The following is a 24,605-nucleotide window of genomic DNA, read 5'->3' on the forward strand; positions in this document are numbered from 1 at the left end:
ACAGCTTTTCTTTGATTGGTTTGAGATAATTCTTAAGGTTGCTATGTGGTTGTCGGCCGTTTAATGCTGGGTAATAACTAACAGGTGACATAATAATGTTAAGAGGTTGAGCTCATGTTACCTCCTTACATCGCTTTATATTTTCTGGTTCAGATTACTGAATAATATTAAGGAAAGATCACATGCTCAAATCTCGCACTTTAAAAGCCGCATTTGCGGTGGTGATATCTTGTACCGTGCTTGCTGCGCCCGTTTTCGCAAATCCGGGCAACGGCAACGGTGGTGGCGGTCAGGGTAATGGTAATAGCGGAAACCCGGGTAATAACGGCAAAAGCGGAGAGCACGGAAACAAGGGGCATGGTAATGCGGGTCCGAAAGAAAAACATGGAAATCGTAAGAACGCAGGACGACCCGATCACGTCGAGTCAGATATCAACTACTCTCTTGCACGTAAACTTGCCGTCAATTATGGCCTTGTCGGCTATCAGTCTTTGCCGCCAGGAATAGCTAAAAAAGTTGCGCATGGTAAACCTTTGCCTCCGGGTATCGCCAAAAAAAGTTTGCCAGCATCAATGCTAAATGAGCTGCCCTATTACCCTGGTTACGAATGGCGAGCTGTCGGAGATAATCTTGTGCTGATAGCCCTGAGCACCGCTGTCGTGACCGCCGTAATTAATGGGGTTTTCGATTAACCTTCAAAACTTTTTCGAATGGGTTAACTTTCCTGGTGGAGCGCCAGTAACACGCTTAAATGCTTTTCTGAAGGCGCTCCGACTCATATCCCAGCGCGGCAGAAACGCCTGAAATCGTTTCGCCTGAATTTTGCAGATGATTGCTGGCGAGCGGCATCCTCCATTGCGTCAGATATTCTATGGGCGTAATTCCAACCGTCTGACCAAAATGTTTTGCAAATGCAGCGCGGGACATCCCTGTCTGTGATGCCAGCATATTTTACGTCGGACATGTCATCGCAGCGCCCGTCTCCGGTGTAAAGTGCCTGACAGGCAGATTGCCACTCATGCTTTATGCACTCTGTGACAGGCTCCGTTGGTCCCGTTGATCGGGAATGCGCGCAATCACCTTGATTTCAAAATCAAATCCCGCCAGCCACGTCACACCCACCGCTGTCCAGTTAGGATAAGGAGGCTGCGGAAAAACGCGCTGCTTTATCTGCATGATGGTTTCGAACTGATGCTCCGGATCGGTGTGAAACGTGGTGACATCGATCAGATCGTCAAAGGTACACCCTGCCGCAGCGAGCGTGGCTGCCAGATTCTCAAATGCCCGTTCTATCTGAGCAGCAAAATCAGGCTCCGGCGTGCCGTCGGCACGGCTGCCCACCTGACCCGAGACAAACAGCAGATCGCCTGAGCGGATAGCCGCTGAATAACCATGCTGCTCATAGAGAGCGTGACGATTGGCAGGAAAAATGGGTTCGCGGGTGATCATAGAATTTCCTCAATAGCCTTTAAGGGATTGCAGGATGCAGCGCACACGAGTTTGATTTAATATACGCGGCGTATGTCACATTAATCACACATACGTCGCGTATGTCAATTAATATACCTCGCGTATGTGAAAGGAGAGTGTATGGCCGTTAAACGTCGCGCTGAAACAATGGAAGAGAACCGGGCAAAACTGATTGCAGCAGCACGCAAAGCCTTTGCCGAAAAAGGCTTTGCCGCTGCGTCAATGGATGAACTGACGGCCAGCGTAGGTCTGACACGCGGGGCGCTCTACCACAATTTTGGTGACAAAAAGGGGCTGCTTGCGGCGGTCGTCGCACAGGTTGATGGCGAAATGGCGCAGCAGGCTAAAGCGGCAGCGTCTGGGGTGAGCGATGCGTGGGAGAAGCTGGTGGCTGAAGGCATCGCCTACATCCGCATGGCAATGGATGCCGAAGTGCAACGCATTGTGCTGCGCGATGGCCCGGCTTTTCTGGGAGATCCTTCCCAATGGCCCAGCCAGAACAGCTGCCTGGAAGCCACGCGTGAAACGATTACCCGTCTTATCGACAGCGGGATAATGAAGCCGGTCGACGCCGATGCCGCCGCTCATCTGCTGAACAGCGCGGCGCTGAATGCCGCACTGTGGGTCGCTTCCAGCAGCGAGCCGGAAAAGGCGCTGCCAAAGATGATCGACGTGTTCACACAACTGGCAGGCGGCTTGCGCCATAGTGCGATTTAACCCTGAATGCTCACTGCTGCTTTCACTGATAGCCCTGAAGCTCTGAGTGCTGACGCCTGCATCTCTTTCAGGCGCGGTGTCGTTTTAATTCAGTGTGACAGCGGAATCAGGCCGCTCTCCTGATAGGTCGCAATCAGGTTATCAAAAATGGTTATATCCTGGCGCGTGCGGGCTATTAACTGCGCGCCAGCAACTGCGGTGTAAATTGCCAGCGCACGCTGCGCATTTTTCTCCGCGTTATCGGGCGACTTTTCGCAAAGGACCTCTGTCAGCCACTCGACGTTCGCATCGACAAAACACTGAACCTCACGCTTCACTTCCTCGGGCAGATCTTCAGATTCCGCCGCCATAAAGCTGGAGAGACAGAGCCGGTTGGCATCTTCAAGCGACTTGCGGAAAATCTGCGGATAGCGCTGCAACGCTTCATCCGGTGAGGCACTTTGCTCGCGTATAGTCTTTAAATCCTCAGCCGTATCCTGCCAGTATCGGCTGGCAACCGCGGCTCCCAGATTGGCCTTACTGGCGAAGTGATAATAGATACTGGCATTCTTGATGCCTACCTCGTCAGCGATGCTGCGAAAATTAATCCCGTTATAGCCATGATTCTGGGCAGCACTTTTTGCTGCGGCCAGAATGGCTTCACGCGCGTTCAGGCTCATAACTCAGTTTTCCTTCAGGAGGTGGAGACGCATTATAAGGGGAAAATATTTACCTGCCAACTGGTAGACAGGGATTGACAGGAGAAAAGTTCGGCATCACAATCCACCTACCAATTGACAGGTAGGTAATTCAATCATGACTGATATCCACAATGCATCTGCAGTTCCGTCACTCCCCACGATGAAGATTTATGACTGGTATGATGGCCCTTATCCTGCACGGGTCAGGATTGCCCTGGCGGAAAAGGGATTACTTTCTGAGGTCGAATTTATTCCGGTCAACCTGTGGAAAGGTGAGCATAAAAAACCTGAATTTTTAGCGATCAATTATTCAGGAACACTGCCGGTTCTAGCGCTGAATGACGGAACGCTGATCGCTGAATGCACCGCCATTACGCAATATCTCGATGTGCTGGATGAGAATCCGGTTCTGACTGGCGTCACGCCGGCAGAAAAAGGCGTTATCCATATGATGACCAAACGGGCTGAGATCGAATTTCTTGATGCGGTCAGCGTCTATTTCCATCATGCCACAGCAGGACTGGGGCCGGAGGTGGAGCTCTTTCAGAATCCGGAATGGGGTGCGAAGATGCGTGAAAAGGCCATCAGAGGGATGCACTACTTTGACGGCGTTTTACGCTCACAACCTTATGTCGCGGGCAATACATTTTCGATGGCGGATATCGCCGTAACCGGCGGAATGATTTTCGCGGCTTTGGTGAATCTTGCTGTTCCTGACGAGTGTCGCGCCCTGAAAGCGTGGTATGCAAAAATCCAGAGCCGCCCCAGCTATCAGCAATGGCAGGCAATGGTTGAAGCGGGCCGCCCTGCTGCTGCTGCATCGTCTCAGGACCGGGCGTAAGATCGCGCTGATCGTTCTGGATAACGTGGTCTGGCGGCTATTAAAAAAACCCCGGGAAATCTTCCGGGGTTTTGTCATCTCAAAACATGAAATTTCCGCGCGTCAGCCTTATCAGAATGCCGCTTCAGCCTGCATTGCGCTCAAAGTGGCTATTTACAAAGGCGCGGCAGCGTGGCGAGATCGGATCGAGAAACACCTGCTCCGGTGAACCGGACTCCTCAATCATGCCCTGGTGCAGAAACACCGCTTTGTTCGACACGTCACGCGCAAAGCCCATTTCATGGGTGACGATAATCATGGTACGTCCCTCTTCCGCCAGACTGCGGATCACCCGCAATACTTCGCCCACCAGCTCCGGATCCAGCGCTGAAGTTGGCTCATCGAACAGTATCGCTTTTGGCTGCTGCGCCAGCGCCCGTGCAATCGCCACGCGCTGCTGCTGTCCGCCGGAAAGCTGCGACGGCCAGGCGTCGCGTTTTGCATAGAGTCCCACTCTATGGAGCAGCGCTTCTGCTTCTTCAATCGCCTCTTTATGGCTGCGCTTCTGCACATGAACCGGCGCTTCAATGATGTTCTGCATCACCGTTTTATGCGGCCACAGGTTGAAGCTCTGAAATACAAAGCCGAGCTGCATTCGCATCAGCTTGATGCGACGGCGCTGCTCGCGGCTCAGTTTTTCGTCGGCGTTATCCAGGGTGACGTTCACCTCGCCTACCGCAATTTCGCCTGCCTGCGGCACTTCAAGAAACGGAATGCAGCGTAACAGCGTACTTTTTCCCGACCCACTGGCACCAATCAGCGATATCACATCGCCATCCTGCGCGGTCAGGCTGATGTCGTGCAGCACTTCGTGTCCCGCATAACTCTTTCTGAGATGGCTCAGCATAATGGTAGGGGCGGTCATGAGCGTGCTCCAAAATAGTAAGGTGATAAGCGTCGTTCCAGCATCGATACGCCTTTGCTGACCAGCATGGTGAGTATCAGGTAGATCACCGCCGCGCTCAGGAACACCTCCAGCGCCCGGAAAGTGGAAGAGACTATCGAGTCGGCAATGCCGGTCATCTCCATCAGGCTGATAGTGCTGACCAGCGACGTTGCTTTGATCATCGAGATGATCTCATTGCTGTAGGCCGGCAATGCCTGTCGAATCGCAATCGGTAAGGTGATGCGGGTAAAGATCTTATACGACGACATGCCTGAGACTTTAGCGGCTTCCAGCGACTGCTGACTGACGGCACGCAGCCCGCCGCGCAGGATCTCCGAGGTATAGGCGGCATCATTGAGAATCAGCGCCAGTAAGCCGCACCAGTAGGGATCGCGCAGCAGCGGCCAGAACAAGCTTTCCCGCACCGCCGGTAAACTGCCCAGGCCGTAATAGACCATAAAGATCTGGATCAGCAGTGGCGTACCGCGAAACAGCCAGACGTAGAAGCGACAGAAAACGCTGCCGACACGCGTCATGCGCAGCAGGTTAAGCAGCAGCGCCAGCACGCCGCCGCCAAAGAGTGAGAGCAACGCCAGGTTGATGGTCAGCGGCAATCCTTTCAGCAGCGCCAGCAGCGTCTGCTGTAAAAATATGATATCCACGTGGTCTCCTTACCCCTTCACGCGCTGTTGACCGCGCATCGCAAACTTTTCCACGTAGCGGAAAACCATATCGGAACAGGTGGTGATAATCAGGTAGATCACCGCACCCACGCTGTAGAAGAAAAAGGACATCTGGGTGGAGTTGGCTGCGGTGGAGACCTGGTTCATCGTTTCCACCAGTCCGGTTACCGAGACCAGCGCCGACTCTTTGATCACCGATTGCCACTGGTTGCCCATGCCGGGCAGCGCAGTGCGTAACGCCTGCGGCATGATAATGCGGCGAAACATCATCAGCCGTCCCATGCCGGTCACGGTCGCCGCTTCCAGCGTTCCGCCGGGAATGGCGTAGAAAGCGCCACGGAATACCCCGCTCTGATAGGCACCGGAGATCAGCCCGATGGCAATCGCGCCCGCCACAAAGCCGTTCACATCGAAGGGTCCCTGGAAGCCCAGCGCGGTGCCCACGGTGGAGACCACCTGTCGTCCACCGAAGTAGAAGAGGTAGATCACCAGCAGTTCCGGCACGCCGCGAAACAGAGTGATGTAGCCTGCCGCCAGTCGCTGCTGCCAGCGTGAACCGGCAATCTGCATCCAGCAGAGCACGCTGCCCAGCAACGCACCCAGTAGCCAGGCGCAGAGTGACACGCTGACGGTGACGGCGGCGGCGTTAAGCAGCACGCCACCCCAGCCCTCATCCCCGAAGCCCAGTATCTGCCAGTCAATATTCATCAGCATCAGCGGTTACGCTTTCGGCGCGACATCTTCGCCAAACCATTTGATCGACAGTTTGCTCAGCGTCCCATCTTTGATCATGGAGTCCAGCGCCTGATTCAGCACCTGCTGCAGCTCACTGTTGCCTTTACGCAGACCAATCGCCGAGCCTGCGCCCAGCACGCCACCGGAGAAGCCATAGCCGCTGCTGCTGATCGCCTCAGTATGTTTTTTCACAAAGGCGTTGAGGTTGGTACGAGACGCCATGACAGCATCCACCCGGCCATTCATCAGGTCGGCAAAGGTTTCAGGACCCGCCTGATAGGTGCGGATAGTGGCAACATCGCCCAGGTATTTTTGCAGGAAATCCGCCTGAATGGTGGCGACCTGCACCGCGATGGTTTTCCCTTTGAAGGTGGTTTTCAGATCGTCTATCGCTTTTTTCATGCCGGCGTCATCATCCGCCGTTACAATCGTGCCGCTGCCTGGCAGCGTGGCCAGCGGGCTTTTTTTCGCAGTCACAAAGCTGGAGACGCTCACGGTGTACTGATGGGTAAAATCGATCGCTTCAGCACGTTTTGGCGTTACGGTCACCGCATCGATCACCGCATCATATTTACCGTCGATAAGACCCGGGATCATGCCCGACCATTTCTGGGCGATGATTTCATATTTGAAGCCAGCACGTTTAGCCAGCTCCGCCACCATATCCGGCTCATAGCCGACGATTTTGCCGCTCGGGGTGGTCTGGTTGAACGGAGGATAAGCCGCTTCAGTCGCAAACTTCAGGGTGCCGAAATCTTTCGCCTGGCTGAACGCGGAAGTGGCGAGCAGCGCCACGGTCAGAGAAGCCGTGAACAGGCGGTTAAGCATCATCATATAAACCTCATTTATTTATTATTAAGAGAGTAAATCAATTGCAAGGCGGGTCAGCGCCTGCGTCCCGGCGGTAATGCTGCGTTCGTCCGGCTGATAGTCGGAGTTATGCAGGTGATCGTCACGGCCCGGCGTGGCCGATCCAATATGAATCTGGCAGCCCGGTACCCGTTCCGTGAACAGTGAAAAATCTTCGGCACCAAAGCTGGCGCTGGGCTGCGCGATGATGGGCTTATCAAACTGATGCGACAGAATCTGTTCCAGTGAATCGATCAGGCGATCGTCATTCATCAGAGGCGGCACGCCACGCTGGAAGTTAACCTCCACCCGTACGTTTTGCGCCAGCGCCACCCCTTCGCACATCCGTTTAAACGAGGTTTCCATAGCAGCGCGTACTTCCGGCGACTTAGTACGGATGGTGCCCTGAAACAGGCAGCTATCGGGAATGATATTGTGGGTGGTACCACCCTGAATGTGCCCGATGGTCAATACGGCGGAGTGAGCGGGATCGCGTTCACGCGAGATGAGGGTCTGTAGCTGGCTGATGAGATGCACGGTCGCGATGATAGGATCGGTGCCCATGTGAGGACGTGCCGCGTGGGTCGATACGCCATGCACCGTAACGTCGAATTCATCGCTGGAGGCAGTGCTGGCCCCGCGCGTCAGGGCGACTTCCCCCGCAGCCAGTTCAGGCTTGTTATGCAGGGTCACGGCCCAGTCGATGCCATCTGCCGCGCCGTCCGCGATCATCGCCTCAGCGCCACTTTCTGGCGTCTCCTCCGCGGGCTGGAATATCAGCCGGACCCGGCCTTTGAGCTGCTGACGATAGTGCGGCAGGATCGTTGCGACACCCAGCATCGTTGCGGTGTGAATATCATGCCCACAGGCGTGCATTTTTCCGGGATAGCGGCTGGCAAACGGTAAACCGGTCTGCTCATGGATCGGCAACGCGTCCATGTCGGCGCGCAACAGCAGCGTCTTACCCGGCTCTGCGCCGTCGATATCCACCACAACACCGCTGCGGCCAACGCCGGTGCGGGGATTGAGTCCCAGCGCCTGCAGATACTCTGTGACCAGACTGGCGGTGCGCAGCGTATCAAAGCCTAGTTCCGGATGCGCATGGATATCACGTCGAATCGCCACTAACTGCGATTCAAGTTCATTAACTCTGGCTTTTATTTCCCCGGCCAGTCGTGCTTTTTCCTGATTCATAGCAGCCCCGGCAATATGCGATCGGCACTCTGTTGCCGACCGCTATTTTAATCTCATCCTGATGGCGGACGTTGATGACCGTTTATTTATTCACAGCACGCGACAGAAAGCAACGCGCAACAGCCTGCTCTACATACTTAAAAATCAATAAGATAGTGTTATTTATTGGAAACCTGTATGAGATAACAGCGGATCAGCAATAATATTAATAATCCGCCACACGACATTACTTTCACTACTGTCACTGAGGTGATATTTCGCTTTTATCCGGAGAGGGAATAAAGAAGTCTGCCAGTATTTCCGCTAATTTCTCGGGTTGTTCGTCGGGAATAAAATGACCGCAGTTGAGAACAGTTTCACTGCTTACCTGATGCGCTACGGTGCGCAGCGGGGTGGCCATATCGGGTATCGATCCCTGGTCGGCACTGACAGCCAGCAGCGGTAAAGCCAGTTTGCCTTTTAACGCGCGCTGTCGATTCTGCTCTGCCGACTGTGCGAAAGCGCGGTAAAAAGCCAGTCCGGCCCGCAGGGCCCCGGGCTGCTGAAAAACGCGCAAATATTCATGACGGGCCGCCGCATCTATGCGATGTGGATTGGCTGACTTACGGTTAAAAAACCAGTCGAGGTAGATCGCCTCTCTGCCAGTGATCAGCGCTTCCGGTAAATCATCCACACAGTGAAATCCAAAATGCCAGGTTTTCCAGGCGCTATCACCCACCATTGGCATTAAGTCAGGCAGCGTGATACCGGGAATACCGCCATCCAGCAGCGCGAGACGGCTAACCTTTTCGGGATGGCCTGCCGCCAGTGACCAGGCGACCCACGCCCCGATATCATGCCCGGCCAGATGAAAGCGTTTGATACCCAGCTGGTTCAGCAGCGCCAGTATGCGCTCTGCCACGCTGTCAGTGTCGTAACCACTGGCTGGAAAGTCAGAATCACCCTGCCCTGGCAGGTCGGGTGCGATCACATGAAAGCGGCTGGCAAGCAAGGGAATAACCTCCCGCCAGGCATAACTGCTTTGCGGGAAACCCGCGAGCAAAACCACAGCCTCAGCGTGTTCACTGCCTGCGCTGAGGTAGTGTAGCCGCTGCGAGTCAATGTTAATAAAATGGTGCTGGTAGAGTGGATATACGTGCATAAAACCTCCGGACAATAAGGAAACGATCACTTCCTTAATGAGTAAAAAATTTAGTCGAGTAACTTCAGCGCCAGGGGGATGATGCTGGCATCGGGCCGGGTCGCAGCAACTTTACCGGCGACCCGCATCCCCAGAATAATGCAAAGCATTAGCGAAGCGGTGGCGTCTCTGTCCAGTGCAGGATTGACCGAACCATCCTGCTGACCCAGGCTGATTATCTGCTGCAGATTCTGCTGGTTGCGTATCAGCGCCGCGCTGACGGCTCCGGCAAGTTCCTCATCCAGAGTTTGCAGCTCCACGGCGCTGACAGCCACCAGACAGCCGCGCTCACCTTCGACATCGCGCACTGAATCCACATAAAAATTGAGTAGCGCCGCCAGTTGCTCACGGCCATTTTCACATTGCGCCAGCCGCGCGGCTAAACTGCTGTTGCGCATTGAGAGATAGCGAGCAAAGACGTTTGCAAACAGCGTGCGCTTGTCGGTAAAAGCTTTATAGATGCTGCCGGTAGTGAGCTGCATAGCATGGCCCAAATCGCCGATCGAAGTGGCGTGATAGCCCTTTTGCCGGAATACCAGCATTGCGCTGTCCAGTGCCGCATCGGTATCAAACGCCCGCGGTCGTCCCCGCTCTTTATAACGGTTATCGTTCATCACAAACACCATTAGAGAATGATCATTTCCTTAAAGATAGACTGATTTGTCCCGCAATGAAAATCTTTCTCCCTGCAGCTAAACAATGCATCAAGACGCTGATACGCATTTCATAACCTTTATCCAGACCCTTCCCCCCCTCTGACCTGACGCAAGGCACTGAAGCTTAAGCCTCATCTATACTGCAGCTTATCTTTGCTGAAGGAGCCCAATCATGGGACTGAGCTGGTTTACCCTCTGGCCGCCGCTGGCACGCGTGCTGTTTATCCTCGCCTGTCTGACCATTATTCTGACCGGCCTTTATCTGGCAGCACCGCTGATCAATCAGGTCCTGCTGGCGATGTTACTGGCCATCATGCTTGATCCCCTGATTACCCGTCTGGAAAACAAACGCATACCGCGCATCGTCTCGTCACTGCTGGTGATTATGCTGATGCTGTTGATCATGGTGGTCACTATCCTCAAGTTAACCGTGCTGACGCCCGATTTAATGCAGCTCAGCCGTCAGGCGCCCGTGCTACTGGCGGCCCGGCTTGAACAGCTGACGCTGGCCTTTGCCCGGCTTGATATCGGTATGACGCCCGACCAGTTGCTGACCTTTCTGGATGCGGGTGCGATAGTGCGCATCGTCACCGCGTTTCTGACGCAAATCCCTGGCGTCATCTCATGGTGGATCATGGTGTTCCTGATGCTGCTGTTTATGCTCTATGAGATGCCGCTGCTGAAAGCTGCACTGCAACAGCGGGTAAAGGGAAAACATCAGGCCTTTTATCTGGCGCTGCAGGAGGGAATTCAAAGCGTGATTGTGTATGCCAGAGTGAAAACGCTGACCAGTATTCTGGGCGGGTTAATCGTGGGCGTCGGCGCGCATCTGATCGGGCTGAAGTTTGCCTTTTTCTGGGGCGTACTGATGTTCATCTTTAATTACGTGCCGGTGCTTGGCTCCTTTCTGGCCGCGATTCCGCCGGTGATCCAGAGTTACATCATGTTTGATTTACAGATCGCGCTGGCGGTAGCAGGATTCTTTGTGGTGCTGAACCTCTGTCTGAGTTCGGTGATCGAACCATTGCTGATTGGTAAACGACTCAACCTGGCGCTAACCACGCAGCTGCTGGCGTTTCTGTTCTGGCAGGCGTTACTGGGGATTACGGGCGGGATACTGGCTATTCCACTGACCTATCTGATTAAAAAGGTCCTGCTTGCGAGCTATCCGCAGCAGGACCCGGAGGCAGAATTAACTCAGTGATGGCGTCTTCACCCGCCATGCGCGGGTGAGGCGTTTTTCGATCTCAACTATGATGAAGATCGCGATGCTGACAATCAGCGAAATCAGCCAGTAGTTGATCGGCAGTGGACGGGTACCAAACAGTGTGTTCATTAATGGCACATAAATAATGATCGCCTGAAGGACAATCAGTACCAGCGTCACCAGCCAGATACCGCGATTTTTTAGCAGACCGCGATCCAGTGAGAAGCCATCCGAGTTACGGCAGTTAAGCATGTAGGCCCACTGCGCAGTCACCAGCATCTGCAGCAGCACGGTACGGATAAACTCGGCACTGTAGCCACGCGGTTGCAGCCAGGCTTCCAGCACAAAGGCACTGATTGAAATTAGCAGACCGACAAACACCACGCGCCAGATGGCGTAAGCGTCCATCACATGCGCTTTGACATTGCGCGGCGGCCGGCGCATCGCATTCGCTTCAGCAGGCTCGAACGCCAGACCAAACGACAGCGTGGCGGATGTTGCCATGTTCATCCACAGAATCTGTACCGGGGTTAACGGGAGCAGATTGCCCATCAGAATCGCGATAATAATCAGCAGACCCTGTGCCAGGTTGGTGGGCATGATAAACAGGATGGTTTTCTTGAGGTTGTCGTAAACCCGACGTCCCTCTTTGACTGCCGCAGCGATGGTGGCAAAGTTATCGTCGGCCAGAATCATATCGGCCGCCTCTTTTGTCACCTCGGTGCCTTTGATACCCATCGCAATACCGACGTTGGCCTGTTTCAGCGCCGGAGCATCATTGACGCCGTCGCCGGTCATGCCGACGATCTCGCCGCTCGCTTCCAGCGCTTTCACCAGACGCAGTTTGTGTTCCGGGCTGGTGCGGGCAAAAATGTCATAGGTTTTTGCCGCGTCCGCCAGTTCGGCGTCACTCATGTGTTCAAGCTGGTAGCCAGTGATAGCAGCCTGGCTGTTGCCGATTCCCAGCATCTGACCAATCGCCATCGCGGTTTCCTGATGGTCGCCGGTGATCATTTTGACGCGAATGCCCGCTTTCTGGCACTCGTCAATGGCGGCAATCGCCTCGGGACGTGGGGGATCCATCATACAGGCCAGACCCAGCAGCACCATGTCACTTCTCAGATCGGCATGATCCAGCGCGGTAACGGGTGCAGAGGTTCTCTTCCAGGCGGCGGCAACGGTGCGCAGCCCTTCGCTGGCGTAGGTGGTGATGGCGGCATCCCAGTACGCACGGTCTATCGGCTCTGCACCCTCCGGCGTTTGCTGCTGTTGACACAGCGTCAGCAGCACGTCTGGCGCACCGGTCAGCAGCACATAAGATTCGCCGTTGGCAACACAGCTGACCGACATATATTTATAGAGGGAATCGAACGGCAGCTTGCTCACCACCTCAACCGGCTGAGGTGTCGTCTGGCCCTTCGCCGCCAGCACCTTCAGCGCGCCTTCAGTCGGGCCGCCAACAATCGTCCAGTGACCCTGACTTTCCTGACGCAGCTGGCTTTCATTACAGGTGTTTACCGCATGCAGGAACTGCTGAAACAGCGGATCCTGTGCCGCAGAGAGTCCACTTGCGTCGCCCTGCTCAGCAACAATCTCCCCTTTGGGTTCATAGCTGTTTCCGCTGACGCGCCAGCGGCTCTTCGCCAGCACCACCGCTTTCACCGTCATCTCATTCATGGTGAGCGTGCCGGTTTTATCGGAGCAGATCACCGACATCGCGCCCAGGGTTTCAACAGTCGGCAGCTTACGGATAATCGCCTGGGTGCGCGCCATCGACTGCACGCCCAGCGACAGGATGATAGAGATAATGGCAGGCAGACCTTCCGGAACCGCAGCAACCGCCAGGCTGATGACAGACAGCGACAGCTCGCCCAGTGGAATGTCACGCAGCAGATAGCCGAAGATAAACAGGGCGACCATCATCAGCAGGATGATGAAAAAGATCGCTTTACCAAGTTTGTCGATCTGCACCAGCAGCGGGGTTTTAACCTCTTTTATGCCACTGATCATTTCGTTGATATGGCCCAGCTCAGTATCACCGCCGCTGGCGATCACCACGCCTGCGGCGGTGCCGGAACTGACGGTAGTGCCTGAAAAAGCCAGGTTGAGACGGTCGCCCAGCGACTTTTCACCGCTCAGCGTATCGGTGTTCTTCGACACCACCGTCGACTCCCCGGTGAGGATTGCCTCTTCAACCCGCAGATTATTGACCTCAAACAGTCGCAAATCAGCCGGGATTTTGTCGCCGGGGCGTAACATCACCACGTCACCAACCACAATATCGCGCGTCGCGACCGTGACCTGTTTGTCATCCCGCACCAGCATCGCTTCACTGGCGAGCATGTTCTGAATACTTTTCAGTGACTTCTCGGCATTATTCTCCTGAATAAAGCCGATCAGGGCGTTAATGACGGCCACGCCGATAATGACAAAGGTATCGACCCAGTGACCCATTATCGCGGTGATCACCGCCGCGGCCAGCAGAATATAGATCAGCACATCTTTAAAATGCGCGATGAATTTGAGCAGAGCCGATTTCTCAGCTTTTTGCGGAAGGGCATTGGGACCATGTTTCTGCAGGCGTTCCTGCGCAGTGGCGGTGGATAATCCTGCTGAGGAGCTCTGCAGTTCGGAGAATATCTCTGCCACACTACGCTGATACCAGGGGCGCTCAGATAAAGCTAACGCTTTATCCTGCTTATCATTATTTAGCATATATAAACCTCGTGCCATTTAGCGATGAAATAAAGGCGCAATTAAAAGACATGCATTTTGCAGGCAGCCCCTCCTGCAGGTAATGACCGATATCATATTTACGTAAGAAACGTCTGACGAATAACATAAAATGGCTAAATTAAATCTAACCTATATTATGAGAATGACAACGTTGTTTTTGTTTAGCTAAGGTTTAAGTATGCTGATGCAGTGTGCATCGGTTTATACTCTGGCTCGCAAAAGGAAACTCTGATGAAAAAACAGAGCATTATCATGCTTTGCGGTTTCGTTATTCTCGCGGTCGCCGCAACGACTCTGGTGGGCTTACTGACCTGGCTGGTGGTCTCTCAGATGGCGGCGTAAGCCGATTCAGGCGAAGCAGCCCTGCCGCTTCGTTAAACTTATATGACGAAGATTAAAAATAAGTTTATCCCGGTCGCGATAAGCATCAGGGTTTATTACGCCTTAATGCTTATCAAACCGCAGTTTAAAAGCTGATGTTAAGGCGAAGAAAATGATTAAACGCAAGGTTATCCTCATTTTGCTCTGTTGTTTTTTTATGACAGCGTGCGATGAAAAAAAAGAAACGGATGCTCCCCCGCCCCGCGTAATTAAAGTTTTCACCCTTGAGTCGGACATCGCTCAAAATATCCGGGTATTTCCTGCGCGTATTCAGGCGGGTGATAATACCGATCTTGCGTTTAAACGGGCAGGCCAGCTGGTACAGCTTGATATTCGTGACGGGACGCCCGTGAAAGCGGGACAGCTTCTCGCTACCCTGAATGATGCAGATGCGAAACTACGGGTACGCGACCGCCAGACTGCACTGCAACTGGCGGAGCGACAATTTCAGCGCTTCAATACGCTGGCCCAGCGCAGCGCCGTTTCAAAGTCTGAAATGGATGTGCAGCGTGCTAATCGCGATGCCGCCGCGACTGCGCTGAAAATCGCACAGGAGGAGTTACAGTTTCTTAGCCTTCGCGTGCCGTTTGATGGCGTGATTGCAAGGGTACAGGCGCGTAATCATCAAGTCGTGGCCGCCGGACAGCCCATTGCGCTGCTGACCCGTGCCGATTTGCTCGACGTCATCTTTACGCTGCCCGAAACCCTCTTCACCAGCCTCGATATCCAGAATATTGACTATCAGCCTGAGGTGCAGTTTAACGCCCTGCCAGGCCGCTTTTTCACCGCACAATATAAAGAGCATACCAGCCAGACGGATGCCGCCACGCTGACCTATCAGGTGGTGCTGACCATGCCGCGTCCGGCTGATCTCCCTGGCGTTGCCGGCCTCAGCGGCTCGGTTCGCGTCAGGCTGCATAACCTGCCAAATGCCCCTGCCCAGCCGCGTCTGGTCGTGCCTGCGGCGGCGGTGTTCAATCCCGATCGCAGCCCCACCAATCAGCCGCACGTCTGGCTGGTTGAGCAGGATGGCGAGGCGCTGCGCATCAAAGATCGACCTGTCGAAGTGGGTCGTCTCACCGCCCAGGGCATTGAAATCATCAGCGGGCTGAAGCCGGGCGAACGTATCGTTGCCGCCGGTGTGGGTGAGTTGCGTGACGGTGAAGCGGTGCGCATCTGGCAGCGCGAGCGGGGGTTATAATGCGTATTCAGGAGCATTTTCTTGATAAACCCATTCGTATCTGGATGGTCATTCTGCTGCTGGGCGTGGGCGGAATCTATGCGCTGCTCAACATTGGCCGCCTCGAAGATCCGCTGTTTACCATTAAGTCTGCGGTTATTGTCACCCACTATCCCGGCGCGTCCGCACAGCAGGTTGAAGAGGAGGTAACGCTGCCGCTGGAGAATGCGCTGCAGCGCCTGCCGTCGCTGGACAATGTCACGTCCATTTCTGGCAATGGCCTGTCGCAGATTACCGTTAATATTCATACCCGCTATCTGGCCGATCAGCTGCCGCAAATCTGGGATGAGTTACGTCGTCGGGTCGGCGATGCGGCCCGGCAGTTCCCGCCTGGCGTTCAGGCCCCGCTGGTTAACGATGATTTCGGCGATGTTTACGGTTACTTCTTCGTCATTCACGGTAAAGACTTTACGAACAGCGAACTGCGCAACTACGCCGATCAGCTGCGGCGCGATCTGGTGCTGGTGCCGGGTGTGGCTAAAGTTGCAGTAGCGGGCGTCGAGCAGGAGGAGATCCGCATCGCTCTCTCCGCCAGCAAAATGACCGCCTATGGTATGACGCCGCAGCGCGTCGCCGATCTGCTGAGCCGGAATAACAGCGTTGCCAGTGCCGGAACGCTGCGGGTCGACAGCGAATCGATCCGTTTTCATCCCACCGGCGAACTGCAGACGCTGGACGATCTGGCTAATCTGCCGATTCTGCCCGCTGGCAACCCACAGAACGTGCATCTGCGCGATATCGCCACCCTGACGCGTGGCGTTACCGACAATCCCGCCAATATCTACTTTGCAGACGGTGAAGCGGCTCTGGCTATCGGCATTTCGTTCGCGCCCGGCGTCAATGTGATTGATGTTGGCGACGCGCTTTCCGCCCGAATGGCGCACTACCAGCAGGATACGCCCGCCGGTATCAGTCTGAAGGTGTTCTATAACCAGGCCCATGAGGTGAAACAGTCGGTTGATGGCTTTATCCTCAACTTCCTGATGGCGCTGGCGATTGTGGTGGGAACGCTGCTGCTGTTTATGGGCCTGCGCAGCGGCATGGTGATTGCCGCCTCGCTGGCGCTTAACGTGCTTGGCACACTCCTGATCATGTACCTGTTTAAACTTGAGCTGCAGCGGGTGTCGCTGGGCGCGCTGATTATTTCGCTCAGCATGCTGGTGGACAATGCCATTGTGGTGGTCGAAGGGGTCAAAATCGATCACCAGCGCGGTCACCCTTTACAGCAAGCCATTGCCCGTATGGTACGGCGCACTGCCCTGCCGCTGCTGGGTGCCACGGTGATTGCGATTCTCGCCTTTGCGCCGATTGGCCTATCGCAGGATTCGACCGGCGAATATTGTAAATCGCTGTTCCAGGTGCTGCTGATTTCACTGATGCTGAGCTGGGTCACGGCGCTGACCTTAACGCCGGTGTTTATCAACTGGAGTGAGAAGCGCCGCAGCACGGCTCAGCCTGAGCAAACCGAACCCTCCACGCCTTATCAGGGCATCGTATTCCGGCTCTATCGTCAGGCGCTGGGCGGCCTGCTGCGTTTCCGCCTGACCACGCTGACGGTAATGGTGGCACTGCTGGCTCTGTCGCTGTATGGCTTTACCCTGGTGAAGCAGAACTTTTTCCCCTCCTCCAGCACGCCGGTCTTTTTCACCGATCTCTGGCTGCCCTATGGCACCGATATTCATTACACCGCGAATACGGCGGCGGATATTGCCCGGTTCATTAATCAGGATCCTGAGGTCGCAGCCACGGTCACGACGGTGGGCCAGGGCGCTCTGCGCTTTACCCTGACCTATGACGCGGCACGGCAGTACAGCAACTTCGCCCAGATTATGGTGCGGGTTAAGGATGGCCGACAGCTTGATGCGCTGGCGCTGAAAACCGAGGCGTATATTGAGCAGAACTTCCCACAGGTGAATCAGCGCATCAAACGTATCCAGTTTGGCAGCGCCAGTGACAGCGCCATTGCCCTGCGGGTGATCGGCCCCGATCCCGAAGTGCTGCGCCACATCGCCAGCCAGCTGGATGCCATTTTCCTGGCGGATGGCTCAACGTTTCCGGTGCGCAATGACTGGCAGGAGCGCAGCAAAGTGATCCGCCCGGTCTATTCGGCGCTGCGTGGTCAGGAACTGGGTATCGATAAACATGACATCGATCAGGCGCTGAGAATGAATTTCAGCGGTGACGCGGTGGGCATTTTCCGTGACGGTTCGCGGCTGATGCCGGTGATGCTCTATCCGGCTGATGAAGAGCGGCAGAGTGTCGATCACATCGAGAATATTCAGCTGTGGAGTGCGGCCCTGCAGCACTTTGTGCCCCTGAGCAATGTGATTTCTGACTTCCGGCTGGAGTGGGAGAATCCGCTGATTATGCGTCGCGATCGTACGCGCGTGCTGACGGTGCAGACCGATCCCGATCCCGCTTCAGGGTTAACCTCCGCACAAGTGGTGGCGCGGGTTCAGCCACAGATCGACCAGCTTAAACTCCCGGCGGGCTACCGGCTTGAATGGGGAGGTGAGCTGGAAAGTTCACGTGAAGCGCAGAGCGGGCTGCTGAGTTCGCTGCCGGTGGGATTCCTGGCGATGTTCATCATTACCGTGCTGATGTTTAACTCGCTGCGCGACGCCGTCGCTATCTGGATCACCGTGCCGCTGGCGCTGATTGGCGTCACCTGTGGCTTTTTGTTCACCGGTATTCCGTTTGGCTTTATGGCGCTGATTGGGCTGCTGAGCCTGTCGGGCATGCTGATCCGTAACGGGATCGTGCTGATTGAGGAGATCAGGCTGTTCCGGCAGGAGAAATCGCTGCAGCTGGCGATTATTGATGCGGCGACCTCACGTCTGCGTCCTATTCTGCTGACCGCCTTCACCACGGTGCTGGGCCTGCTGCCGCTGCTGCGCGACGTCTTTTTCCAGAGCATGGCGGTGGTCATTATTTTTGGCCTCGGGTTCGCGACAGTATTGACCCTGCTGGTGCTGCCGGTCATCTATCGTTGCTTCCATGGTCGGGAGGCGCACGGTGAATAAGAGCGGACTGGCAATGCTGAAGACGCTGGCCTGTATCACCGCCGTCTCGTTTTTCACGCTTTACCAGAGCTACGACAGCTACCATTACGACATTAATCTGACGCTGAACGTGCTGAGTTTTGTTTCGACGATCGCCACGCCGCTCTATTTTCTGCTCAGCGGTTATATCGACGCCGGTGAGCTGCATACACCCGCGTGGCAGCTCGGCAAAATTCGCCGCATTCTGCTGATTTTTATCTTCTGGTTCAGCTTTTTCTGGTTTGCCGGGATGCATCATAAGGGCTATCTGATTCAGCCGTGGTTTGTAATTGCGCTGATTGTGATTTACGTGTCGCATCCGCTGATTGACCGACTCATTCAGCGGCCTGGGCTGATGGCATCGGGGATTTTACTGCTGCTGGTGTTAGCTTTTGCCTATGACCTGCTCGCCAGTCTCTACCCGGGCCAGCGAGCCTTTTCGCTGCTGCCGCAATACCGAATCTGGACCTGGGTGCTCTACTACCTCACGGGTCGGCTGATGGCCGCGCCGCGCGTGATGCAGTTGCTGACATCACCCAGAGTGATAAAGATCAGCCTGCTGCTGCTGCCCGCGGTTTATCTCTTTACCTGGCTGTATGAGCGTCATTACTTTCTTGCGCGCTTTCTGGCGACCCATAACGATGTGGTGCTGACGGGCTCGCAGGTTTATCTGCTGGTGGTGCTGATTGTGATCAGCATTAACGCCATTCGCCTGCCGGAAAAAGTCCAGTGGCTGACGCCGTTTCTGACGACCCTGGGGAAGACCATGACCGGCGTCTATATCCTGCACTATCTGATTTTTGGCCTGCTGGCGGCGGCAATCCGCATCCAGACTCTGGGCGATAAACTGCTGGTCATCGCCCTGACGTTAATCTTCTCAATGGCGCTGTCACTGCTGCTGTTGCGCATCCCCGGCGTCAGTAAGCTAATCAGCCTGTAGTCGCAGGGCGGCTCGTTCGGTTGCCGCACGACGAGTGGCAAGAAACTCAGCCATTTTCGCCCGCGCCTGCTCCACTTCCTGTGGCGATGCGGTATGCGGCGAACCGCTGGTAAACGGCGGTTCAGGATCATATTCCATCTGCAGCTGAACCGATTTCGCCACCGCGTCACCCGCAATTTCTGCCACCAGCGTCAGGGCAAAATCGATGCCAGAGGTCACGCCTGCGCCGCTGATACGATTGCGGTCGCGCACCACCCGTTGACTAACCGGCTCCGCGCCCAGTAGGGCCAGCTGATCGATGGAGCTCCAGTGCGAGGTCGCACGATATCCCTTTAGCAATCCGGCGGCCCCCAGCACCAGCGAACCGGTACAGACCGACGTAACCCACTTCGCCTGATCGGCCTGCTGGCGAAGGAAATTCAGCGTGATGTCATCCGACATCAGGGCGATCTGTCCTGGCCCGCCAGGCACACAGATCACATCCAGTGGCGGACAATCTGCAAACGTAGTGGTCGGCAATATCGACAGGCCGCGATCGGAACGCACCGGCTGAAGATCTTTCCAGATGAGATGGCATTCGACACCAGGCGTGCGCGCAAACACCTCCCACGGGCCGGTCAAGTCGAGCTGAGTGACATCAGGGAACAGCAAAAGACCAATCTGTAGCGGACGATTCATGCGTGAACTCCGGGCAGGTGATGAAACGCCATCATGCCGCGATGCCCGGTCAGATATCAATCCCGGCTACCGGAAACTATTTCCAGCGTATCCACCAGCGATGAGGGTAATATCTGGCCGTGACTCTGACCGGCATAACGCGTCAGAATCAGTCTGGCACCGCTCGGGCGCAGGATGTCGGTAAGCGCGCGCTCTTCCTGCTGAAGATCGTCAGAGTGGCCGGTTCGGCGTTCGGTGATGCCATCGCCCTCCATCAGATAGAGCGACAAATGTTTTAGCGGTCCGGCGTCGGCGCGTCGGGCCAGGGTAAGAATGCGCTGATGATTCCAGCTCAGCGAGGGAGCGGCCGCAAAATAATGGCTGAACCAGGCGGCATGAAAGAAGGTGTCCAGCACGAACAGTCCGCCGTAGGAGTGACCCCAGAGCGCACGCCGCTGCGGATTACTGGGCGCAAGGCGTTCTGCCCACGGGACAATTGTGTTCAGCAGCAGCTGACGAAACTGATGGCTGCCTCCGCCTTTGCGGCCATGAGGCTGAGTGACCAGAGTATCAGGCGCATCATTGGGTGGGGTGTAGTCGTAATTACGCGCCAGCACATCAAAGGGCAAATGGGTGTCGTAACCCACCGCGACCAGCACTGGCGGCGTGCCGCTGCTCAGCTTTTTAAGCAGAGGTTCTGTCAAATGTGCCATCGCCGCATTGCCATCCAGTAGCCAGAGCACCGGATAGCCGCCTGGCGGCGCATCGCTTTTGGGGATAGCAAGCCACACCCGATACTGCCGTTCCCCATCCTGTGAGACAAACTTTTTACTCTGGAAGCGATACCAGGCGGAGCCTGTGTCGGCGATGTTCTTGCCCAGCGGACGCATATCGGGTCGGGCAATGGCCGGAACGGCGGTTAAACCGGCTGTCATCACGGTCAGCAGCATCAGGAGGAAACAGGTACGGATAGTGTTCATTCAGCAATCCCTGCAAGGTTATCGGGCTAATCACGCCTGAGAGAGTGCCATCCTGACAAATTTTCACCGCGATAACATCCCCGCTTTTGCCGGGGTTAATGACATCCTCAGGGCACGCCGAGAAAACGCAACAGCGCCGTCATCGCCGCCGCCCCCAGAATAATCATAATCAGCGGCGCACGACGCCACGCCAGCAACAGGGCAAAGCCTACGCCCGCCACCCGTGCCACACCGGCAAAATGCTGGCCTTCAAACAGCGTGGTGGTGGCCGCTACCGCCAGCAGCAATATCGTGGCGGCGTCGGAGAGCATCTGCTGGGTGCGCTCGCTGATCGGCAGACGGTTTCCCAGCCTGACGCCTGCAAACCGCATCAGATAGGTTCCGGCAGCCAGCAGGGCAATCCCGGCGATAATCATTCCCTGATGTGTCATTTGCGCGATCTCCATGTCAGCAGGCCCAGCAGTGAAAACAGCACCGGCATGCCCGCCGGAACCAGTGGCGTCGCCAGCAAGGAGAGCAGCGCGCCGACGGTCGCGGGGATCCGGGTGCGTCGCTGGCGCAGCGCCGGGAAGATCAGAGCAATCAGGATCGCCGGAAACACCGCATCCAGTCCGATCACCGAGACATCAGGAATAAACTGCCCGATTGCTGCCCCGATCATGACGCTGACCGGCCATATCAAGCCGATACCGATACCGCACAGCCAGTAAGCACTGCGGCGCTGCGCCAGTTGCGGCTGAGAGATCCCAAACACCACACTTTCATCGTTCATGATGTGACAGCCCAGCCAGCCTGACGGACCCTGCCCCACCAGATCCTTGACCGCGATGCCAAACGGCAAATGACGTGCGTTTACCAGCAGGCCCGCTGCGGCGGCGGTAAATGGACTGCCGCCACCGGCCACAATGCCGATAAACAGGAACTCCGACGCCCCCGCCAGCACCAGCGTTGAGAGCGCCAGCGGCACCCAGAGCGGAAACCCGTCGGCCGACGCCAGCGAGCCATAGGATAAACCAACAATTCCATCAGCCAGGCAGACCAGAAAAATCGCTTTGATCACCCCTTTGTCCAGCAACTGCATTTGCGGAAAAAGCATCACTCTGTCTCATAATGAACATATAATCCGATATAATGAACACCGCGAAAGCGTTTTACAAGATGAACGTTATGTTCGATATAAAAAACATTCAGGTTATCAGGAGTGCGTTTGAATACCCCTATCAGCATTATTGCCAATGCCTTAGTACGTGAACGTCAGCGAGCCGGTCTTTCACTGGCTGAAGTGGCGCGCCGCGCAGGGATCGCCAAATCTACGCTGTCACAGCTGGAAGCGGGTAATGGCAATCCGGGCATTGAAACCCTGTGGTCGCTTTGCGTAACACTGAACATTCCATTTTCACGTCTGCTGGAGCCGGATGCGCGTCGTCTGCAGGTGATTCGGCGTGGAGAGGGCCTGACGGTTACCGCCGATCTTGCCGATTATCAGGCCGTTTTGCTGGCCTCCTGCCCGCCCGGCGTTCGGCGTGATATCTATCTGCTGGAAGTTCAGCCCGGCAGCGAACGCATTTCCCAGCCCCATATCCCCAATACCATTGAGCATATTATTATCGCTAAAGGGCGTGCGCTGGTGGGCCCGGTCGACAGTGCGGTGGAGCTGGATGTGGGGGATTACATTACCTATCCGGGCGATGAGCTGCATATCTTTCGGGCGCTGGAAGCCGATACGATGGCGCTGCTGGTGATTGAGCACAGCTGATCACTGTTTAGTGAGCTTCTGCAGGGTTTCTGCGGGCGTGAGGTGAGTGATTAGCTGCACCTCACTGCTCAGCCTGATCTCCGGATAGTGCTCGCGCATCCCTTCCAGCAGCACCTCATCAGGCCATTCCTCCTGTTTCCCCTGTGTCGCGGCGACTTCGCTTAAGCGCAGCGTGTCGACCTGCGTCACCCACACGATTACCGCGTCCGTTTCATCGTGCTGATTCACCAGTCTCAGCGGACCCGTGGTGATATCGCCCTCCTGCCAGCGAATCGTCGAGGTTTTCTCTCCGGACCTGACGGCTGGCATCAGACGCGGGACAAGCGTGAGTTGTTGCATTTCCACTCCCTTTTAACGCTCATTGGTACCCACAACAAAAACACAAATCCGGATTGAAAACAAACTCATTAATGTTATGTTATAACGTATCTATAATCCCGTTCTTACAGGTAACACCATGACACTCTCTGCTCTGACATCCGACGATCCCCGTCTGCCGGTTGCCGTTCTCTCCGGCTTTCTCGGTGCCGGTAAAACTACCCTGCTTAATCATATTCTGAACAACCGCGAAGGACGGCGGATCGCGGTGATCGTCAATGATATGTCTGAAATTAATATTGACGCTGCGCTGGTGCGCGATGGCGGCGCGCAGCTCTCCCGCACCGATGAAAAGCTGGTCGAAATGAGTAACGGCTGCATCTGCTGCACGTTGCGTGAAGATCTGCTGCTAGAGGTAAAACGTCTGGCTCAGGCCGGGCGTTTCGATCACCTGGTGATTGAGTCTACCGGCATTTCTGAACCGTTGCCGGTTGCCGAAACCTTTACGTTTGAAGATGAAGCGGGTGAAAGTCTGTCAGCCTATGCCCGGCTGGACAGTATGATCACCGTGGTCGATGGCTTTAACTTCCTGCGCGATTATCGTTCAGCCGATGATCTGCAGTCACGTGGCGAATCGCTGGGCGCGCAGGATGAGCGCTCAGTGGTTGATCTGCTGGTGGATCAGATTGAGTTTTGTGATTTGCTGGTGCTGAACAAAACGGACCTGCTCAGCCCGGCGCAGCTGCACCAGTTGAAGGGCATGCTGCAGGCGCTTAATCCGCACGCGCTTATTGTGAACAGCGAGTTTGGGCAGGTTCCGCTGGACTGCCTGCTGAATACCGGCCGGTTTGATTTTGACCGGGCAGCGCAGGCACCCGGCTGGCTGCAGACCCTGCGCGGTGAGCATCAGCCGGAATCGGAGGAGTATGGCATTCGTAACTTTGTCTATCGCGCCCGTCGTCCGTTCCATCCGCAGCGTTTCTGGCATGCAGTAAACCACCAGCTTGACGGCGTTATCCGCTCTAAAGGCTACTTCTGGCTGGCCAGTCGGCCGGAATATGCCGCAATGTGGTCGCAGGCGGGCGCGGTGGCACGTCAGGGTTATGCCGGGCGCTGGTGGGTCAGCGTGCCGCGAACTGAATGGCCACAGGATGCAGATTCACTCAACTTTATCGCTGAACAGTGGCAGGAAGGTACCGGCGATGCGCGCCAGGAACTGGTCTTTATCGGCATTGAGATGGACGAGAAGAGCGTCCGTGCCGCGCTGGATCATGCGCTGCTGACACCACAGGAGATGGCTGCGGGGCCTGAACAGTGGATCACCCTGGCCGATCCGGTGCCCGCATGGTTCGATGAAACCACCGCCTGACGCTGCGGTTGACGTACTTCTTTGACTTCGCAATAGTAAACGAACCGGCG

Annotated in this window: 25 protein-coding genes; 9 read left to right on the forward strand and 16 right to left on the reverse strand. The window is 55.6% G+C overall.

What is annotated here, in order from left to right:
* Window positions 1-182 precede the first annotated feature (182 nt).
* Window positions 183-692 (forward strand): anti-virulence regulator CigR family protein, encoded by a 510-nt coding sequence (locus HFD94_RS08340; RefSeq protein WP_167433010.1) that lies wholly within the window; start codon window positions 183-185, stop codon window positions 690-692.
* A gap of 55 nt (window positions 693-747) precedes the next feature.
* Here the strand turns inward: HFD94_RS08340 and HFD94_RS08345 are convergent, their stop codons facing one another.
* Both HFD94_RS08345 and HFD94_RS08350 read right to left on the reverse strand, forming a co-directional pair.
* The gene (locus HFD94_RS08345) at window positions 748-948 is read right to left on the reverse strand and encodes an AraC family transcriptional regulator (RefSeq protein WP_243234779.1); all 201 of its coding nucleotides are present in this window, start codon (window positions 946-948) and stop codon (window positions 748-750) included.
* Window positions 949-1,023: 75 nt separating this feature from the next.
* Window positions 1,024-1,449 (reverse strand): RidA family protein, encoded by a 426-nt coding sequence (locus HFD94_RS08350; RefSeq protein WP_064690949.1) that lies wholly within the window; start codon window positions 1,447-1,449, stop codon window positions 1,024-1,026.
* 141 nt (window positions 1,450-1,590) lie between these two features.
* On the opposite strand from HFD94_RS08350, the gene HFD94_RS08355 reads away from it, so the two are divergent.
* Window positions 1,591-2,187: a TetR/AcrR family transcriptional regulator gene (locus tag HFD94_RS08355; RefSeq protein WP_010246771.1), complete on the forward strand. Its 597-nt coding sequence runs from the start codon at window positions 1,591-1,593 to the stop codon at window positions 2,185-2,187.
* An 89-nt stretch (window positions 2,188-2,276) separates the two neighbouring features.
* Here the strand turns inward: HFD94_RS08355 and HFD94_RS08360 are convergent, their stop codons facing one another.
* Window positions 2,277-2,846: a TetR/AcrR family transcriptional regulator gene (locus HFD94_RS08360; protein ID WP_122889528.1), complete on the reverse strand. Its 570-nt coding sequence runs from the start codon at window positions 2,844-2,846 to the stop codon at window positions 2,277-2,279.
* Window positions 2,847-2,982: 136 nt separating this feature from the next.
* Here HFD94_RS08360 and HFD94_RS08365 point away from each other — a divergent pair, with 136 nt between their 5' ends.
* Complete coding sequence (locus tag HFD94_RS08365; protein ID WP_122889527.1) at window positions 2,983-3,708, forward strand: glutathione S-transferase; 726 nt, start codon at window positions 2,983-2,985, stop codon at window positions 3,706-3,708.
* 124 nt (window positions 3,709-3,832) lie between these two features.
* Here HFD94_RS08365 and HFD94_RS08370 read toward each other — a convergent pair whose 3' ends face one another.
* From HFD94_RS08370 to HFD94_RS08400, 7 genes are all read right to left on the reverse strand, one after another.
* On the reverse strand, window positions 3,833-4,612 hold the full coding sequence (locus tag HFD94_RS08370; RefSeq protein WP_045139956.1) for an ABC transporter ATP-binding protein: 780 nt from the start codon (window positions 4,610-4,612) through the stop codon (window positions 3,833-3,835).
* A complete protein-coding gene (locus HFD94_RS08375; RefSeq protein ID WP_033760892.1) occupies window positions 4,609-5,295 on the reverse strand; it encodes an ABC transporter permease in 687 nt (228 codons plus the stop codon). Before HFD94_RS08375 ends, HFD94_RS08370 begins: the two co-directional genes overlap by 4 nt.
* 9 nt (window positions 5,296-5,304) lie before the next feature.
* Window positions 5,305-6,030, reverse strand: a complete 726-nt coding sequence (locus HFD94_RS08380; RefSeq protein WP_181955357.1) for an ABC transporter permease — start codon at window positions 6,028-6,030, stop codon at window positions 5,305-5,307.
* A gap of 6 nt (window positions 6,031-6,036) precedes the next feature.
* Window positions 6,037-6,885: a transporter substrate-binding domain-containing protein gene (locus HFD94_RS08385; RefSeq protein WP_181955358.1), complete on the reverse strand. Its 849-nt coding sequence runs from the start codon at window positions 6,883-6,885 to the stop codon at window positions 6,037-6,039.
* A 21-nt stretch (window positions 6,886-6,906) separates the two neighbouring features.
* On the reverse strand, window positions 6,907-8,094 hold the full coding sequence (locus HFD94_RS08390; RefSeq protein WP_010246783.1) for a M20 family metallopeptidase: 1,188 nt from the start codon (window positions 8,092-8,094) through the stop codon (window positions 6,907-6,909).
* Window positions 8,095-8,335: 241 nt separating this feature from the next.
* Window positions 8,336-9,235, reverse strand: coding sequence for an alpha/beta fold hydrolase (locus HFD94_RS08395; RefSeq protein WP_122889525.1), 900 nt, complete (start codon window positions 9,233-9,235; stop codon window positions 8,336-8,338).
* Window positions 9,236-9,285: 50 nt separating this feature from the next.
* Window positions 9,286-9,900: a TetR/AcrR family transcriptional regulator gene (locus HFD94_RS08400; protein WP_167433011.1), complete on the reverse strand. Its 615-nt coding sequence runs from the start codon at window positions 9,898-9,900 to the stop codon at window positions 9,286-9,288.
* Between the two features lie 202 nt (window positions 9,901-10,102).
* Between HFD94_RS08400 and HFD94_RS08405 the strand changes: the two genes are divergently transcribed.
* Window positions 10,103-11,134 (forward strand): AI-2E family transporter, encoded by a 1,032-nt coding sequence (locus HFD94_RS08405; RefSeq protein WP_167433012.1) that lies wholly within the window; start codon window positions 10,103-10,105, stop codon window positions 11,132-11,134.
* Here HFD94_RS08405 and HFD94_RS08410 read toward each other — a convergent pair.
* Window positions 11,123-13,852: a cation-transporting P-type ATPase gene (locus HFD94_RS08410; protein ID WP_167433013.1), complete on the reverse strand. Its 2,730-nt coding sequence runs from the start codon at window positions 13,850-13,852 to the stop codon at window positions 11,123-11,125. The genes HFD94_RS08405 and HFD94_RS08410 overlap by 12 nt on opposite strands.
* A 514-nt stretch (window positions 13,853-14,366) precedes the next feature.
* Here HFD94_RS08410 and HFD94_RS08415 point away from each other — a divergent pair.
* The 3 genes from HFD94_RS08415 to HFD94_RS08425 are packed head-to-tail and all read left to right on the forward strand — an operon-like array spanning window position 14,367 to window position 19,475.
* Window positions 14,367-15,455, forward strand: a complete 1,089-nt coding sequence (locus tag HFD94_RS08415; RefSeq protein ID WP_167433014.1) for an efflux RND transporter periplasmic adaptor subunit — start codon at window positions 14,367-14,369, stop codon at window positions 15,453-15,455.
* Complete coding sequence (locus tag HFD94_RS08420) at window positions 15,455-18,517, forward strand: efflux RND transporter permease subunit (RefSeq protein ID WP_167433015.1); 3,063 nt, start codon at window positions 15,455-15,457, stop codon at window positions 18,515-18,517. The genes HFD94_RS08415 and HFD94_RS08420 overlap by 1 nt, the downstream gene beginning before the upstream one ends.
* Window positions 18,510-19,475 (forward strand): acyltransferase family protein, encoded by a 966-nt coding sequence (locus HFD94_RS08425; RefSeq protein WP_010670598.1) that lies wholly within the window; start codon window positions 18,510-18,512, stop codon window positions 19,473-19,475. The genes HFD94_RS08420 and HFD94_RS08425 overlap by 8 nt, the downstream gene beginning before the upstream one ends.
* On the opposite strand, the gene HFD94_RS08430 is transcribed toward HFD94_RS08425, so the two are convergent.
* The 4 genes from HFD94_RS08430 to HFD94_RS08445 form a co-directional block, all read right to left on the reverse strand.
* Window positions 19,461-20,153, reverse strand: coding sequence for a DJ-1/PfpI family protein (locus HFD94_RS08430; protein ID WP_033768726.1), 693 nt, complete (start codon window positions 20,151-20,153; stop codon window positions 19,461-19,463). The genes HFD94_RS08425 and HFD94_RS08430 overlap by 15 nt on opposite strands.
* A gap of 56 nt (window positions 20,154-20,209) precedes the next feature.
* A complete protein-coding gene (locus tag HFD94_RS08435; RefSeq protein ID WP_122889518.1) occupies window positions 20,210-21,112 on the reverse strand; it encodes an alpha/beta hydrolase in 903 nt (300 codons plus the stop codon).
* Between the two features lie 107 nt (window positions 21,113-21,219).
* A complete protein-coding gene (locus tag HFD94_RS08440; protein WP_010246806.1) occupies window positions 21,220-21,543 on the reverse strand; it encodes an AzlD domain-containing protein in 324 nt (107 codons plus the stop codon).
* Complete coding sequence (locus HFD94_RS08445) at window positions 21,540-22,208, reverse strand: AzlC family ABC transporter permease (protein ID WP_010246808.1); 669 nt, start codon at window positions 22,206-22,208, stop codon at window positions 21,540-21,542. Before HFD94_RS08445 ends, HFD94_RS08440 begins: the two co-directional genes overlap by 4 nt.
* A gap of 111 nt (window positions 22,209-22,319) precedes the next feature.
* On the opposite strand from HFD94_RS08445, the gene HFD94_RS08450 reads away from it, so the two are divergent.
* Window positions 22,320-22,868: a helix-turn-helix domain-containing protein gene (locus HFD94_RS08450; RefSeq protein WP_010246810.1), complete on the forward strand. Its 549-nt coding sequence runs from the start codon at window positions 22,320-22,322 to the stop codon at window positions 22,866-22,868.
* Here the strand turns inward: HFD94_RS08450 and HFD94_RS08455 are convergent, their stop codons facing one another.
* Window positions 22,869-23,207: an ASCH domain-containing protein gene (locus HFD94_RS08455; RefSeq protein WP_122889517.1), complete on the reverse strand. Its 339-nt coding sequence runs from the start codon at window positions 23,205-23,207 to the stop codon at window positions 22,869-22,871.
* Between the two features lie 118 nt (window positions 23,208-23,325).
* On the opposite strand from HFD94_RS08455, the gene zigA reads away from it, so the two are divergent.
* The gene (zigA, locus tag HFD94_RS08460; protein WP_010246814.1) at window positions 23,326-24,555 is read left to right on the forward strand and encodes a zinc metallochaperone GTPase ZigA; all 1,230 of its coding nucleotides are present in this window, start codon (window positions 23,326-23,328) and stop codon (window positions 24,553-24,555) included.
* Window positions 24,556-24,605 lie beyond the last annotated feature (50 nt).

This window comes from Pantoea sp. EKM20T, assembly GCF_011800485.1.
In the GTDB taxonomy this organism is placed as follows: Bacteria; Pseudomonadota; Gammaproteobacteria; order Enterobacterales; family Enterobacteriaceae; genus Pantoea; species Pantoea agglomerans.

Bases quoted from the DNA above. Each gene is read 5' to 3' on its own strand.
- HFD94_RS08370 (WP_045139956.1), bottom strand. From the start codon at position 4,612: ATGACCGCCCCTACCATTATGCTGAGCCATCTCAGAAAGAGTTATGCG.
- HFD94_RS08445 (WP_010246808.1), bottom strand. From the start codon at position 22,208: ATGCTTTTTCCGCAAATGCAGTTGCTGGACAAAGGGGTGATCAAAGCG.
- HFD94_RS08345 (WP_243234779.1), bottom strand. From the start codon at position 948: ATGCTGGCATCACAGACAGGGATGTCCCGCGCTGCATTTGCAAAACAT.
- HFD94_RS08365 (WP_122889527.1), top strand. From the start codon at position 2,983: ATGACTGATATCCACAATGCATCTGCAGTTCCGTCACTCCCCACGATG.
- HFD94_RS08400 (WP_167433011.1), bottom strand. From the start codon at position 9,900: ATGGTGTTTGTGATGAACGATAACCGTTATAAAGAGCGGGGACGACCG.
- HFD94_RS08360 (WP_122889528.1), bottom strand. From the start codon at position 2,846: ATGAGCCTGAACGCGCGTGAAGCCATTCTGGCCGCAGCAAAAAGTGCT.
- HFD94_RS08405 (WP_167433012.1), top strand. From the start codon at position 10,103: ATGGGACTGAGCTGGTTTACCCTCTGGCCGCCGCTGGCACGCGTGCTG.
- HFD94_RS08430 (WP_033768726.1), bottom strand. From the start codon at position 20,153: ATGAATCGTCCGCTACAGATTGGTCTTTTGCTGTTCCCTGATGTCACT.
- HFD94_RS08355 (WP_010246771.1), top strand. From the start codon at position 1,591: ATGGCCGTTAAACGTCGCGCTGAAACAATGGAAGAGAACCGGGCAAAA.
- HFD94_RS08350 (WP_064690949.1), bottom strand. From the start codon at position 1,449: ATGATCACCCGCGAACCCATTTTTCCTGCCAATCGTCACGCTCTCTAT.
- HFD94_RS08440 (WP_010246806.1), bottom strand. From the start codon at position 21,543: ATGACACATCAGGGAATGATTATCGCCGGGATTGCCCTGCTGGCTGCC.
- HFD94_RS08340 (WP_167433010.1), top strand. From the start codon at position 183: ATGCTCAAATCTCGCACTTTAAAAGCCGCATTTGCGGTGGTGATATCT.
- HFD94_RS08395 (WP_122889525.1), bottom strand. From the start codon at position 9,235: ATGCACGTATATCCACTCTACCAGCACCATTTTATTAACATTGACTCG.
- HFD94_RS08415 (WP_167433014.1), top strand. From the start codon at position 14,367: ATGATTAAACGCAAGGTTATCCTCATTTTGCTCTGTTGTTTTTTTATG.
- HFD94_RS08435 (WP_122889518.1), bottom strand. From the start codon at position 21,112: ATGAACACTATCCGTACCTGTTTCCTCCTGATGCTGCTGACCGTGATG.
- HFD94_RS08420 (WP_167433015.1), top strand. From the start codon at position 15,455: ATGCGTATTCAGGAGCATTTTCTTGATAAACCCATTCGTATCTGGATG.
- zigA (WP_010246814.1), top strand. From the start codon at position 23,326: ATGACACTCTCTGCTCTGACATCCGACGATCCCCGTCTGCCGGTTGCC.
- HFD94_RS08410 (WP_167433013.1), bottom strand. From the start codon at position 13,852: ATGCTAAATAATGATAAGCAGGATAAAGCGTTAGCTTTATCTGAGCGC.
- HFD94_RS08380 (WP_181955357.1), bottom strand. From the start codon at position 6,030: ATGCTGATGAATATTGACTGGCAGATACTGGGCTTCGGGGATGAGGGC.
- HFD94_RS08390 (WP_010246783.1), bottom strand. From the start codon at position 8,094: ATGAATCAGGAAAAAGCACGACTGGCCGGGGAAATAAAAGCCAGAGTT.
- HFD94_RS08455 (WP_122889517.1), bottom strand. From the start codon at position 23,207: ATGCAACAACTCACGCTTGTCCCGCGTCTGATGCCAGCCGTCAGGTCC.
- HFD94_RS08385 (WP_181955358.1), bottom strand. From the start codon at position 6,885: ATGATGATGCTTAACCGCCTGTTCACGGCTTCTCTGACCGTGGCGCTG.